Origin of the sequence: Micromonospora sp. NPDC049114 (assembly GCF_040648635.1) — a bacterium.
GTDB lineage: Bacteria > Actinomycetota > Actinomycetes > Mycobacteriales > Micromonosporaceae > Micromonospora.
Genome location: NZ_JBEZEA010000003.1, coordinates 417164 through 430241, shown reverse-complemented (window position 1 = coordinate 430241; position 13078 = coordinate 417164). Strand labels below are relative to the sequence as shown.

Genomic DNA, 13078 nt, shown 5'->3' with positions numbered 1-13078 from the left:
GAGAAGGAAGCCGCTTGCGGGATGAGATCACTGTCGCGTACCCCGATCGGTCAGAGCGGTAGGAGGTCCTTGACGTTGCCCTGCAACAGGGGCGCGGTGCCGCTGTTGGACTGCGTGCCGACCAGGTGCACCGGCGCGGTGCCGGCGCAGGTGACGGCGAGGTTGGAGAGCGTGCACCCGGACAGCAGCCAGCGGGTGCCGAGCAGGTTCGTGGCACGGACGTCGCTGTACCAGAGGGTGTTGCCGGTGAAGGTCGGTGGCAGGACACCGTCGACGACCACACCGGTGCCCGGGTCGCGGACTGTCGCGCCGATCGGAAACGACAGGGCGGTGCTCCAGCGCACGGGGACGCCGCCGTTGCAGTGGTTGAAGGTGTTGCCGGTCAGGCTGCCGTGCCCCCAGTTGTCACCGGCGAGCGCACCGTACGGGCTGGTCTGGGCGAACGAGTAGTAGGCGCCGTAGCAGCCGACGGTGATGTTGCCGTTGATCGTCCAGTTCCCCGACGAGTTCCAGATGGCGAGTCGGCACGAGGTGAAGCTGTTCGCGGTCAACTGCGAGTACTCACTGCGGTCGGCCAGCGAGACGCCGAAGTAGCAGCGGTGAAAGGCGTTGCCGCTGACCTTGAGCCGGTAGCCGAAGTAGTCGTCGGCGGTCGAGCCGGTGATCGCCAGGCCGGCGCCGCGCCAGTTCGTGAAGTCGCAGTCCAGGATGCGTACGCCGGTGCTGCGGCTGATCCGGACGGCGACGTGCGCGAACTGTGGCGCGGTGCCGACCGGGCTGGCCTGGCGGCCGAGGAAGTGGACGCCGCTGATGGTGACACCGCTGCGGCCCATGATGGACAGTGCGCCGGTCTGGTCGTTGGCAACGGTCACCGTCGCGCCGTTGCCGACGATGAGACAGCGGTCGGGCAGGGCGACCGGCGCGGTGAGGGTGTACGTGGCGCCGGGTGCGAGCTGCACCTGAGGCGTACGGGCGAGGACGGCGTTCCAGTCGTCGGAGACGCCGAGCACCGGGAGGGACGTCGAGGCGATCGCGGCATCGGCGCGGCCGGGCGGAACGACTGCGGCGAGGGCACCGGCGGCGCCCGCCAGTGCGACCGCGCGGCGGGGGAGTCGTGTGGTCATGGGTGGTCCTTCGGACAGCGGGGGGATTGTCCTACGTCTGATGTCGGACGAACTTACGAGGGATATCGACGCCCGTCAAGGGAGGGGTTCCCGGCTCTCGGCCGCCGTTACCGGCGGCGCTCCGGCCGCCGGTCTCGCGGGGCCGTGCAAGTTGGTGCAACTTTTAACTGGGGTTCGAGCGTGGCACGCGGACCTGCCAGCACGCTGTGGCTTCCTGGATGTTGGTGCCAACGGAGGCCGTGAGCGCGTGTGAGCGCTCGGGACCGACCTTGACGCCGCCGATGCCAGATCCTAGTGTCTGCAACATCGTGAGTGATTCTGGCGCTTGGACGTCATGACAGATCATGCGCGCTCGTGTTGCCGGCATCGTCGGAAGAGGCGGACATGAAACGAGACCTGGACGGCGGTCCGCCGGAGTCCGGGATGCCCGGCGAGCTGATCATCTCGGTGGCGCTCAATCCGGCCCTGGACGTCACCTACACCGTGCCCGACCTGGTGCCGGACGCCTCCCACCGGGTGACGGACGTGGTCTCCCGCGCCGGCGGCAAGGGCCTGAACGTGGCCCGGGTGCTGCGGCAGTTGGGCGCCGAGACGATGGTCCTCGGCCTGGCCGGCGGCGCCGCCGGCGAGCAGATCGAGGCCGAGTTGGCGACCGCCGGCGTACCGGCTCAGTTCACCCGCCTCGACGCGGAGACCCGCCGCACGGTCACCGTCCTCGGGCGGGATACGGCGACAGTCCTCAACGAACCAGGTCCGTACGTCACCGCCGCCCAGTGGGTGGCGTTCCGGGACGTGTTCGCCCAGCGGGTCCGGGCGGCCCGGGTGGTGGTGCTGTCCGGCAGCCGGCCACCCGGCGTCCCCGAGACCGCGTACCGCGATCTCGTCACCATCGCGCGGGCCGGCGGTGCCGAGACCATCGTGGACACCGAGGGTGCCGCGCTCCGCCACGCGCTCACCGCCACCCCGACGCTGGTGAAACCCAACGCCCACGAGGCTGCGGATCTGCTCGGCCGCCCGGTGCGCACCCGCGACGACGCCGTCGAGGTGGCGCACCGGCTCGTCCGGCTCGGCGCCGACGCCGGCGTCGTGTCCCGTGGCGCGGACGGGTTCGTGGCGGTCAACGGCGGGACCGCCTACGACGCCCGCGCGCCCGAACGGGTGGCCGGCAACCCGACCGGCGCCGGCGACGCCCTCGCGGCAGTGCTCGCGCACGGGCTCCTCACCCGCGCGCCCTGGCGGGACGTCCTCGCCCGAGGCGCGGCCGTCTCGGCGGCCGCCGTCGCCTGCCCGTGGGCAGGCGAGTACGACGACGCCGTGGCTTCCCGGCTGCTGCCCGGAACCACTGTCGACGAACTGCACGAGCACCACACCGACAGAGAGCAGGAACCGTGTCGCACGTCGCCTCCGAGATAACCTCCCAGCCCGAGACGTGGCGTCGCGCCGTGGATCTGGTCGCCCGACCGGCCGTGGCGCGGGCCCTGCCCCAACCGGGCGAACGGGTCGCCGTCGTGGGCTGCGGCACGTCGTACTTCATGGCGCAGAGTTTCGCGGCGCTGCGGGAGTCGGCCGGCCAGGGTGAGACCGACGCCTTCGCCGCGTCGGAGTTCCCCACCGGGCGACGGTACGACCGCGTGGTTGCCATCACCCGTTCCGGCACCACCACCGAGGTGATCCGGCTCCTTGAGCAGGTGCCGCCCGGCAGCCGCTCGACAGTGCTCACCACCGACGCCGACCGGCCGGTGACCCGGCTCGTGAGCGACTGCGTCGTCCTCGACTTCGCCGACGAGCAGTCGGTGGTGCAGACCCGCTTCGCCACTACCGCGCTCGCCCTCTGGCGTGCCGGTCTCGGCGAGGACCTCACCCAGGCCATCGACCAGGCGCGCACCCAGCTGGCCACACCACTCGACCCGGCAGTGGTCGGTAGGGACCAGTTCACCTTCCTCGGCACCGGCTGGACGGTGGGCGTGGCGCACGAGGCGGCCCTCAAGCTGCGGGAAGCGGCACAGATGTGGGCCGAGTCGTACCCGGCGATGGAGTTCCGGCACGGTCCGATCAGCGTGGTGGACCACCGGTCGGTGGTCTGGATCTTCGGGCCGGTGGTGCCGGGCCTCCTCGACGACCTGGCCGCCACCGGGGCGATCGTGGTGCACGAGGACATCGACGCCATGGCGCACCTCACGACCGCGCAGCGCGTCGCCGTGGAACTCGCCGTGCGTCGCGGCCTGCATCCGGACCAGCCCCGGCTGCTCACCCGGTCCGTCGTCCTGACCGCGCCGGTCGCCTGAGGACCCGAGATGACCCTCGTTCCCACCGCCGACCTGGTAGCGGCGGCCCGGGCCGCCGGTACCGGCGTGCTCGCGTTCAACGTGATCACGATCGAGTACGCCCAGGCGATCGCCGCCGCGGCGGAGCGTGCCGGTCGTCCCGCGATCCTGCAGATCAGTCAGAACGCCGCGCGCTACCACTCCGGCGTGTCCGCCATCGCGGCGGCGACGGCCGAGGTCGCCTGGCGTTCCAGCGCCACCCTGTCGCTGCACCTGGACCACGTCGAGGACACCACCCTGCTGGAGCAGGCGGCCGACGCCGGATTCAGCTCCGTGATGGTCGACGCGTCCACGCTGCCGTACGCCGCGAACGTGGCCGCCACCCGCAAGGCGACCGAGTGGGCGCACGACCACCGGCTGTGGGTGGAGGCGGAACTCGGCTACGTCGGCGGTAAACCGGACGCCCCGGCGAGCGCCCACACCGCCGGGGTCCGCACCGACCCGGCCGAGGCCGCCCGCTACGTCGCCGAGACCGGCGTCGACGCCCTCGCGGTCGCGGTGGGCAGCTCCCACGCGATGGCCGACCGGACCGCCTCGCTGGATCTCGACCTGGTGGCCGCGATCCGCGACGCCGTACCGGTGCCCCTGGTCCTGCACGGCTCCTCCGGGGTGCCGCTGGAGCAGATCCGCGCCGCGGTCACCCGTGGCATGGTGAAGATCAACGTCGGTACGGCCCTCAACGTGGCGTTCACCGACGCGGTCCGCGCCGCCGTGCCGCACTCCCGCGACCCGCGCCGATACCTCGCGGCCGGCCGGGACGCGGTGACCGACAACGTCGAGCGGCTGCTCACGCTCCTTCCCAGGGCCCGCTTCTAGGCGGGGAAGGCGGGTGCCGGCTCGGACAGGTTGAGCCGCAGGGCGGCCGCGACGGCGCCGAGGGCACCGCCCTCGTCGCCGAACTGGGCCGGCACGACGTCCGGGTGGCGGGTGTGTCGGGGCATCGCCAGTTCGGCGATCGCCGCGCGGACCGGCCCGAGCACCACCTCGCCGGCGTGGGCCAGGGTGCCGCCGATGGCCACCGTGCCCGGATCCACCTGCACCACCATGCCCGCCAGCACGCGACCGAGCAGCGTCGCGGCGTGCCGCACCACGTCCTCGACTGTCCGCTCGCCGGCGCGGGCCCGCGCCACCAGGTTGGCCGGGTCGCTGACGGTCACGCCCCGGGCGGCGCAGCGCTCGATGAGCGCCGACGGACGGATCAGCAGTTCCAGGCACCCGCGGCCACCGCACGGACACGGGTCCCCGTCGGGATCCACGCTGACGTGGCCGATCTCGCCGGCCGCGCCGTTCGCCCCGCGGGCGAGCCGGCCATCGACGATGAGGCCGCCACCGACGCCGTCACTCCACCGGACGTAGATGGCGTCCCGCACGTCGCGGGCCGCTCCCCAGGTGCCCTCGGCGAGCGCGGCCAGCCGCGAGTTGTTGTCGGTGACGACGGCGACGCCGTACCGGTCCTGGATCCGCGTGCGGACCTGCTTGGCGGCCGCCGACGGGCTGGCGCCGCCCGCCGGACGAGCCGGGCCGGCCACCAGGCCGGGCAGGCCGAGGCCGATCGCCTCCAGCGCCCGCAGGTCGATGTCGTGCTCCTGCACGAGGTCGTCGATCAGCTTGATCGCGGCGTTGGCCCGCCGGGCCGGCCCCGCCGCCAGCGCGACGGGGCGGCTGCCCCGGGCCAGGATGTCGTGCCCCAGTGTGGCGACGATGACGGTGATCGTCGCCCGGCCGAGGTCGATGCCGACGATGCGGCCGGCGGACGGGTTGAGGCTGACTGTCGTGGACGGCCGTCCCCGGCCCCGGTGGCCGGACAGCGCGGGTTCCCGCTCGACGACCACACCGCGGGCGATGAGGTCGGCGATGATGTCGAAGAGGGTGGTGCGCGACAGCCCGGTCAGCCGGATGAGGTCGGCCCGACTGAGCGGGCCGGCGCTGCGGAGCTGGGCCAGCAGGGCCTCCGTGTGCGCCAGCCGCACGCGTTGCATGGCATCCGGGCGTTCGATCACGGCACCATCATGACCGACGCCTGCCTCCGGGTGTCGTCGCGGCAACGTACGGCGCGGTGGCCGGCGCCGCCACGTGGTGAGGTGGCGGCGCCGGCCGGCGGTCAGCTGGCGCGGACGGTGACGCTCAGGGCCGCCTGGACCGGGGCCAGCCCGGCCGACCGCACGGACAACGTCCCGGTGTACGTCCCCGCCGCGCCGAACGTGCGCCGGGACACCACGGCGAACGCGCTGTTGATCTGCATCGCCGGGATGCTCGGCTCGCGCGTCGCGGTGGGCGTCAACGCCTCCACCCGGCCGTCGCTCCAGGTGATCGTGGCGGCCAGGTCGGTGCTGCGGAGCCCGGGGGCGGTGATCGTCCAGGTGGCGCCGGCCGGTGCGCCGACGACGACGGCGGTGGGCCGGCCGATCGCCTGGTGGCGCCACGGCACGTCGGAGGTGGGGAAGAAGTTGACGCCCTCGACGGTCAACCGTCCCCCGGCCACGGACAGGCGGGTGGTGAAGTCGGCGTAGTCGCGCTGCGCCTGCGGCGTCCACCCCACCTCGGCGGTGGCGATGAGGCGCGGGAAGCTGTAGTACTGCGCCTGGCCGACGCGGCGGATGAACTCGCCCCACAGGGCCGATTCGACCCCGAGCACGCTGGTCTCGGCGATGTTCGGGATGAAGGTGCCCGGGTCCCAGTTGTAGTGGCGGTCCAGCCCGCACGGTCCACCGCACGCCCAGGTGCCGCCGAGCGGCTGGCGGGAATCCTGCTTCTGCGGCACGTACGTGTGGGCGGCGGGGGAGAGGACGACCCGGGCGCCGCGGCCGTTCACCGCGTTGGCCACCGCCGTGCGGTCGCCGTTCCAGTACTGCACCACCGCGTTGCCCTGCGGCAGCGCCGTGCCGGCGTACTCGTTCCAGCCGACCACGGTCTTGCCGAGCGACGCGACAGTCGCGGTGAAGGCGTCGACCATCGTGGTGTAGTTCGCGTGGCTGGTCACGTGCGCCTCGTCGCCGCCGATGTGCAGGTAGGGCCCCGGCGTCATGGCGGCGATCTGGGTCAGGACCTGCGTGGCGAACTCGTACGTCGTCGCGCTGGCGGAGTCGAGCGTCGAGTAGCCGACGTTGCCGGTGCCGTTGGCCGGCGCGGTCTGCTGGCCGGACGCCGGCTTGGGCTGGGCGCCGGCGGTGTTCAGCTGGGGGATGGCGTGCAGCGCCGCGTTGGTGTGCCCCGGCATGTCGATCTCCGGGATGACCGTCATGCCGTTCAAACCGGCGTAGCGCACGATCTCGGCGTAGTCGGCCCGGGTGTAGAAGCCGGTGACACCCAGCTCGGTGCCCATCAGTTGACCGCTGTCGTTGTAGGTCATGGCGGTGCGTCCGCTGACCGAGGTGAGCCGGCCGTAGTCGATGCCCGCCGGGTTGCTCGCCGGGTTGTCGATGGCGATCCGCCAGCCCTGGTCGTCGGTCAGGTGCAGGTGCAGACGATTGATCTTGTATTGCGCGGCGCTGTCGATGTACGCCTTGATCTCGTTCATCGGGTAGAAGCTGCGGGCGACGTCGAGCATCATCGCGCGGTGGGCGAAGCGCGGGTAGTCGGTGATGGTCACCGCCGGCACCGTCCACGCGGTGCTCACGACGGTGTCGGACTCCACCCACTGGGGCAGGAGTTGCCGCAGCGTCTGCACCCCGTTGAGCGCGCCGTTCGCCGTGTCGGCGCTGATCCGGACCGTGCCGCTGGTGACGACCAACCGGTACCCCTCGGCGGTGTGGCCGGCCGGACCCTTGCCGGCCCCCACCTCCACGACGATGGGCGCGGGCGCGGTGCTCTGGGTGACCACCGGCAGGGCGTACCCGGTGGCGGGGCGGAGCAGCCCGGCGAGGTAGGTGGCAGGTGCTGTCGCCGGCGATCCGACCGCGACGATCGGTGTGCTCGGGTTCAGGGTGTACGGCGTGCCGCCGTTCTCCGCGAGCGACACCGGCTTGGGCAGCAGGCCCAGCGAGGGTGCCGGTGCCGGCTCGGTGCCGTCCCAGATCTCGAACTCGGAGATCGAGTAGCCGTAACCGGCCCATCGCTGGTGGCCCTGCATCCGTACGTAGGACACCGGCTGGGACGAGTTGACCGCGATGACGTCGGTGCGGGGGCAGGTGTCGCGCTGGAGGCGGGTCACTGTGGTCCACGCGACGCCGTCGGTCGACGTCTGCAGGGAGAAGTCGCGGGCGCACGCGTTGGGCCAGGTCAGCGTCACGTGGTCGACCCGGGCGGCGCTGGCCAGCCGTACCTGGACCCAGCTGTCGTCCTGGTACTTCGACGACCACCTGGTGCCGCGGTCGCCGTCGTTGACGTGTGCGGCGACGAAGTCGGCGCGGTCGAGTTCGACGCTCGACGCGGTGGCGGTGCCGGTGCGGGCCAGGTTCACCGGCGCGGCCACGGCCGGCGTGCCGGCCGGAAGCGGCGCGAGCAGCGACGCGGTGACCAGCACGGCGAGCTTCGCCGCGCTCAGGCGGCGTCGGGATCCAGGGGTGTGGCGGGAGCGCGGAATCGACATGGGACTCCTTCGTCCGTCGCCCGGCTCGCCGGGAGACTGGTGGCTCGGGTAGCCGCAGTCTGGTCAAGCCGTTCAATTTAGTCAATGGGCCGGACAATAAACGGGTATGCCGGCCGGGCGTTGTCACGTGGCGCGGCCAGCCCTAGGCTGCGGGCTAGAGGTCTGACATCTTATGAACCGCCGCAGCGCTCCCAGCTCGGGCTTTTTAGTCCGAAGGGTTGACATGATTCGTCGAGTCACCAAAGATTCGCTTACCTTCAGCGCCGCCGACCGGAAAGGGGCCCCATGTCCGAGCTGGGCTACGGAGCACCACCGTGGCGATAGACGTTCAACCGTCCCCACCCCGAGGGTCGGAGACCACCGCGGCGTCGCCGCAGCGCCGCGCCGTACCGCTGCTGGTGTGGAACGTGATCGCCGTCGTGCTGGGCATCGGCATCTGGACCGTGCTGGCACAGATCGGGGTCTCGGGCCTCCCGGGACCGCAGGAGGTCGCCGTCCGCGCCGGTGAGCTGGCGATGGACGGCACCCTCCTCGACGACAGCCTCGCCAGCCTGCGTCGGGTGCTTATCGGTTTCGCGCTCGGCAGTGCCCTTGCGATCCCGGTCGGCTTCCTCATGGGCTGGTACGGGACGGCACGCGGGCTGATCGAGCCCTACGTGCAGTTCTTCCGCACGATCCCGCCCCTGGCCGTCATCCCGCTGGCCATCCTGCTCATGGGCATCGGGGAGACCCCGAAGATCTTCGTCATCTTCCTCGCCGCGTTCCTGTCCTGCGTCGTGTCGACGTTCCAGGGCGTGGTGAACGTCGACAAAACCATGATCAACGCTGCCCGGGTGCTCGGCGCCAACGACGCGGTGGTGTTCCGCCGGGTGGTGGTCCCCGCGTCCACCCCGTTCATCCTGGTCGGCATGCGCGTCGGCCTCGGCGCGGCCTGGGCGACACTCGTCGCCGCCGAGTTGATCGCCGCGCAGGAGGGCCTCGGCTACCGGATGCAGCAGGCGCAGATCTACTACGACCTGCCGAGCATCTTCGTCGGCCTGATCACCATCGGTGTGCTCGGCCTGGTCATGGATCGGCTCCTGCTCGCCGCCGAGAAGCGCCTCACCGGATGGCAGGAACGCCGATGACCGAGAAGATCTCCTTCCGCTCCACCAGCCGCACGTTCGAGGTGGGCGGCAAGCCGTTCCACGCGTTGCGCGACGTCGACCTGGACATCGCCGACCGGGAGTTCGTCACAGTGGTCGGGCCGTCCGGCTGCGGCAAGTCGACGCTGATGAACATCGCCGCCGGCCTCGTCGAACCCACCGGCGGCGAGGTGCTCGTCGACGCACGACAGGTGCGGGGGCCCGGCCCGGAACGCGGCGTCATCTTCCAGCAGTACGCGCTGTTCCCCTGGCTCACCGTGCGCGAGAACGTCGAGTTCGGTCTCCGGATCGCCAAGGTGGGGCGGGCCGAACGGCGCCGACGGGCGCAGCACTTCATCGACCTCGTGGGGCTGACCGACTTCGCCGACGCGCTGCCCCGCATGCTGTCCGGTGGGATGCGGCAGCGGTGCGCCATCGCCCGCGCGTACGCCGTCGACCCGGGCGTCCTGCTCATGGACGAACCCTTCGGCGCCCTCGACGCCCTCACCCGGGTGCAGATGCAGGATCAGCTGCTGGCCACCTGGGGCTCCGAGCGACGGACCGTCCTGTTCATCACCCACGACGTCGACGAGGCCGTCTACCTCGCCAACCGGGTCGTCGTCATGGCGGCCCGGCCGGGCCGGGTGCACGAGGTCATCGACGTCGACCTGCCCTACCCGCGGACCGAAGCGGTCCGCCTCTCCCCGGAATTCTCCCGGATCCGCAATCGGGTCTGGCGCGCTGTCTACCACCAGACCCCTCAGGAAGGTGCATCCCGATGAGCACTCTCTCCCGTCGCGCCCTGCTCGCCGGCATCGCCGGCCTCGGCGCCACCGCGGCCCTCGCCGCCTGCGGCGACGACGACAAGTCCGGTTCGGGCGGCTCGGCCACCGAACCGGTGAAGCTGGGCTACATCGCCGACTTCACCGGCGCGAGCCTGATGGCGATCGCCGAGGACAAGAAGCTCTGGGCGCAGCACGGCCTGAAGCCGGACCTCAAGGTCTTCACCAACGGGCCGCTCCAGGTGCAGGCCCTCGGAGCGGGCGACCTCGACTTCGGCTACCTCGGTCCGGGCGCGCTGTGGCTGCCGGCGTCCGGCAAGGCCCGGGTCATCGCCATCAACTCGCTCGGCTTCGCCGACCGGGTCATCGCCCAGCCGGGCATCACCTCCATGGCCGCGCTCAAGGGCAAGAAGGTGGGCGTACCCGAGGGCACCTCCGGCGACATGATGGTGCGGCTGGCCCTGCGACGCGCCGGACTCTCCATCGACGACGTCAGGAAGGTCACGATGGATCCCAGCACCGTCGTCACCGCGTTCGGGTCCGGCCAGATCGACGCCGCCGGCATCTGGTACCCGCTCATCGGCACGATCAAGAAGCGGGTCCCGAACCTCGCCGAGCTGGCCAAGAACGACGACTTCTACCCGGACATCAGCTTCCCGTCCGCCTATGTCGGGCGCAACGACGTGGTGACCGGCAAGCCGGAGCTGGTCAGGAAGGTGCTCGCGGTGCTGCGCGCCGCCAACGACGAGCGGGCGGCCAACGTGGACCGCGCCGTCGAGGTCACCGCGAAGTTCCTCAAGTCGGCGCCGGTCGAGCAACTCCGCGCCGAGGCCAGCAACGCCCGGTTCCTGCCGTCGGCCGAACTCGCCGCCAAGTCCACCGACGGTACCGTCGCGGGCTGGCTCACCGGCCTCAACGGCCTGTTCAAGGACCTCGGCAAGCTGCCGGACGTCGTGGACCCGAGCACCTACTACGACGCCGCCGCGTACGCGTCCTGAGTCCGGTGAGAAGGGATCAACCCGTGCGGCCCAACATCGTCTTCATCATGGCCGACGACCACGCCGCGCACGCGGTGGGCGCCTACGGAAGCAAGATTAACGAGACGCCGCACATCGACCGCATCGCGACCGGTGGCGCCCTGCTGGAAAACTGCTTCTGCACCAACTCCCTGTGCGCGCCCAGCCGGGCCACCATCCTCACCGGCACCTACAACCACGTCAACGGCGTGCAGACGTTGTCGACCGAGTTCGACAACCGGCAGCTCGTCTTCCCGGAGCTGCTGCGCCGGGCCGGCTACCAGACCGCGCTGGTCGGCAAGTGGCACCTCGGGCACGGCGCGGAGCACGACCCCCGCGGTTTCGACTACTGGGAGGTCGTGCCCGGTCAGGGCCGCTACCGCGACCCCGTGTTCATCGGCATGGACGGCACCGAACAGGTCCGCACCGGCTACTGCACGAACATCATCACCGACCTGGCCGTCGACTGGCTCGATCAGCGCGACCAGCAGCGGCCCTTCTGCCTGCTGGTGCACCACAAGGCGCCGCACCGCAACTGGGAGCCCGACGACAAACACCGCGACATGTACGTCGACGACGTGGCCGTACCGGGCTCGTTCGACGACGACCACTCCGGGCACGCCGCTGCCGCCCGGGCCGCCCGGATGCGGGTGGACCGGGACCTGACCGCCAACGACATCAAGGAGATGCTGCCGCCGCACCTCGACCCGGACGAGGCGGCGCTCTGGACCTACCAGCGGTACATCAAGGACTACCTGCGCTGCGTCGCCAGCGTCGACGACAACGTGGGCCGCCTGCTCGACTACCTCGACGAGCACGGGCTGACCGACGACACGATCGTCGTCTACACGTCCGACCAGGGCTTCTTCCTCGGCGACCACGGCTGGTACGACAAGCGGTTCATGTACGAGGAATCGCTGCGCATGCCGTTCCTCATCCGCTACCCAGCGGAGATCCCGGCCGGCTCCACCACCGGCGCGCTCGCCATGAACGTCGACTTCGCCCAGACGTTCCTCGACTACGCCGGCGTCCCGGCCGACAGCCGCATGCAGGGGCGCTCACTGCGCCCGCTGCTGCGCGGCGAGGACGTGGACGACTGGCGGCAGTCGGTGTACTACCGCTACTGGGAGCACGACGACGACGAGCACCACGTGTGGGCGCACTACGGTGTCCGCACCCACGACCACAAGCTCGTCTACTACTACGCCGACGGGCTGGGTCTGCCCGGCACCTCCGCCACGGCGCAGGAGCCGGAGTGGGAGATGTTCGACCTGCGGGCCGATCCGTGGGAGATGCGCAGCGTCTACGACGACCCGGCGTACGCGCCGATCCGGGCGGCCCTCACCGCCGAGCTCGCCCGCGTCCAGCAGGAGTGTGGTGACACGCCCTGGCAGCCGCCGGCAGCGGTCACCGGGTGACTGACGAGTCGGCGGGACGAGCCGACCGCCGCTGGCCACGCCGGGTCTACGGGGTGGGCACCGAGCCGGACCCGAGGTTCACCCTCGCCAACGAGCGCACGTTCCTCGCGTGGCTGCGGACCGCGCTGGGTCTCATGGTGGCCGCCGCGGCGGTCAAGGCCTTCGGTACGGACGGCTCGCAGTGGGCGGCGGTCGTGCTCGCGGTGCTCGCCGTCGGGGTGGCCGCCGAGGCGTTCCCCCGCTGGAGCCGCAACGAACGGGCGTTGCGGCTCCAGATGCCGCTGCCGTCCACACCTGTCGTGGCCGTGTCGGCGGTGGGGGTGGTCGCGGCCGGCGTGACGATCGCCGTCGTGGTGCTGCTCTGATGTCGTGGTGCTGAGGTGACGGAGCCACCGCGTCCCGCCGACCGGGGGGCGCAGGCCGAACGCACCCTGCTGGCGTGGCTACGCACGGCGCTGGCGACGGCCGCCGTGCTGGTGGCCGTCGGCCGGGAGCTGCTGCCGACTCGTCCGTTCGCCGCGGGGATCGTGCTGGCCTGCGCGCCGCTGGCCGTCGCGGTGGTCACGGTGGCCCGACGCCGGTACCGCACCGTGCGGCTGCCCACCGGGCTCGGGCGTCCCGACGGCGCGGCACCGTTGGCTGCTGCCGGAGCGTTGGTGGCGGTCGGCGGCATGGCGATCCTCGCCCACGTCCTCGCCCGCTGAGGGCGACAGGTGCTGCCGTCCCGGGGCGTCGACAGGGGGCGCCCCGGGACGGCGAATT

Annotated in this window: 12 protein-coding genes; 9 read left to right on the top strand and 3 right to left on the bottom strand. The window is 71.6% G+C overall.

Features of this window, described 5'->3' with window-relative positions; all coding sequences use genetic code 11:
* Positions 1-50: 50 nt before the first annotated feature.
* A complete protein-coding gene (locus AB0B39_RS14830) occupies positions 51-1124 on the bottom strand; it encodes a right-handed parallel beta-helix repeat-containing protein (RefSeq protein ID WP_357495558.1) in 1074 nt (357 codons plus the stop codon).
* Between the two features lie 384 nt (positions 1125-1508).
* On the opposite strand from AB0B39_RS14830, the gene AB0B39_RS14825 reads away from it, so the two are divergent.
* The 3 genes from AB0B39_RS14825 to AB0B39_RS14815 are packed head-to-tail and all read left to right on the top strand — an operon-like array spanning position 1509 to position 4264.
* The gene (locus tag AB0B39_RS14825) at positions 1509-2537 is read left to right on the top strand and encodes a 1-phosphofructokinase family hexose kinase (RefSeq protein WP_357495556.1); all 1029 of its coding nucleotides are present in this window, start codon (positions 1509-1511) and stop codon (positions 2535-2537) included.
* On the top strand, positions 2513-3409 hold the full coding sequence (locus AB0B39_RS14820; protein ID WP_357574559.1) for an SIS domain-containing protein: 897 nt from the start codon (positions 2513-2515) through the stop codon (positions 3407-3409). Before AB0B39_RS14825 ends, AB0B39_RS14820 begins: the two co-directional genes overlap by 25 nt.
* Before the next feature lie 9 nt (positions 3410-3418).
* Positions 3419-4264, top strand: a complete 846-nt coding sequence (locus AB0B39_RS14815) for a class II fructose-bisphosphate aldolase (protein WP_357574558.1) — start codon at positions 3419-3421, stop codon at positions 4262-4264.
* On the opposite strand, the gene AB0B39_RS14810 is transcribed toward AB0B39_RS14815, so the two are convergent.
* Together AB0B39_RS14810 and AB0B39_RS14805 are read right to left on the bottom strand one after the other, a co-directional pair.
* Positions 4261-5448, bottom strand: coding sequence for an ROK family transcriptional regulator (locus AB0B39_RS14810; protein ID WP_357574557.1), 1188 nt, complete (start codon positions 5446-5448; stop codon positions 4261-4263). The two genes, AB0B39_RS14815 and AB0B39_RS14810, sit on opposite strands and share 4 nt — an antisense overlap.
* 101 nt (positions 5449-5549) lie before the next feature.
* A complete protein-coding gene (locus tag AB0B39_RS14805; RefSeq protein ID WP_357574556.1) occupies positions 5550-7976 on the bottom strand; it encodes a family 20 glycosylhydrolase in 2427 nt (808 codons plus the stop codon).
* Positions 7977-8290: 314 nt separating this feature from the next.
* Between AB0B39_RS14805 and AB0B39_RS14800 the strand changes: the two genes are divergently transcribed.
* Genes AB0B39_RS14800 through AB0B39_RS14775 form a run of 6 tightly spaced genes read left to right on the top strand, consistent with a single transcriptional unit; the run spans position 8291 to position 13020 of the window.
* Complete coding sequence (locus AB0B39_RS14800; protein ID WP_234581667.1) at positions 8291-9103, top strand: ABC transporter permease; 813 nt, start codon at positions 8291-8293, stop codon at positions 9101-9103.
* The gene (locus tag AB0B39_RS14795) at positions 9100-9882 is read left to right on the top strand and encodes an ABC transporter ATP-binding protein (RefSeq protein WP_357495546.1); all 783 of its coding nucleotides are present in this window, start codon (positions 9100-9102) and stop codon (positions 9880-9882) included. The genes AB0B39_RS14800 and AB0B39_RS14795 overlap by 4 nt, the downstream gene beginning before the upstream one ends.
* Positions 9879-10880 carry an aliphatic sulfonate ABC transporter substrate-binding protein gene (locus AB0B39_RS14790; protein WP_357574555.1) on the top strand — a complete coding sequence of 334 codons (1002 nt, stop codon included), beginning with the start codon at positions 9879-9881 and terminating at the stop codon, positions 10878-10880. Before AB0B39_RS14795 ends, AB0B39_RS14790 begins: the two co-directional genes overlap by 4 nt.
* 23 nt (positions 10881-10903) lie before the next feature.
* Complete coding sequence (locus AB0B39_RS14785) at positions 10904-12316, top strand: sulfatase (RefSeq protein ID WP_357574554.1); 1413 nt, start codon at positions 10904-10906, stop codon at positions 12314-12316.
* Positions 12313-12681 (top strand): DUF202 domain-containing protein, encoded by a 369-nt coding sequence (locus AB0B39_RS14780; RefSeq protein ID WP_357574553.1) that lies wholly within the window; start codon positions 12313-12315, stop codon positions 12679-12681. The genes AB0B39_RS14785 and AB0B39_RS14780 overlap by 4 nt, the downstream gene beginning before the upstream one ends.
* A gap of 15 nt (positions 12682-12696) precedes the next feature.
* On the top strand, positions 12697-13020 hold the full coding sequence (locus tag AB0B39_RS14775; RefSeq protein WP_357574552.1) for a DUF202 domain-containing protein: 324 nt from the start codon (positions 12697-12699) through the stop codon (positions 13018-13020).
* Positions 13021-13078: the final 58 nt, after the last annotated feature.

Excerpts from the sequence above, each read along its gene's own strand:
- AB0B39_RS14830 (WP_357495558.1), bottom strand. The coding sequence starts at position 1,124 with ATGACCACACGACTCCCCCGCCGCGCGGTCGCACTGGCGGGCGCCGCC.
- AB0B39_RS14825 (WP_357495556.1), top strand. The coding sequence starts at position 1,509 with ATGAAACGAGACCTGGACGGCGGTCCGCCGGAGTCCGGGATGCCCGGC.
- AB0B39_RS14815 (WP_357574558.1), top strand. The coding sequence starts at position 3,419 with ATGACCCTCGTTCCCACCGCCGACCTGGTAGCGGCGGCCCGGGCCGCC.
- AB0B39_RS14805 (WP_357574556.1), bottom strand. The coding sequence starts at position 7,976 with ATGTCGATTCCGCGCTCCCGCCACACCCCTGGATCCCGACGCCGCCTG.
- AB0B39_RS14795 (WP_357495546.1), top strand. The coding sequence starts at position 9,100 with ATGACCGAGAAGATCTCCTTCCGCTCCACCAGCCGCACGTTCGAGGTG.
- AB0B39_RS14790 (WP_357574555.1), top strand. The coding sequence starts at position 9,879 with ATGAGCACTCTCTCCCGTCGCGCCCTGCTCGCCGGCATCGCCGGCCTC.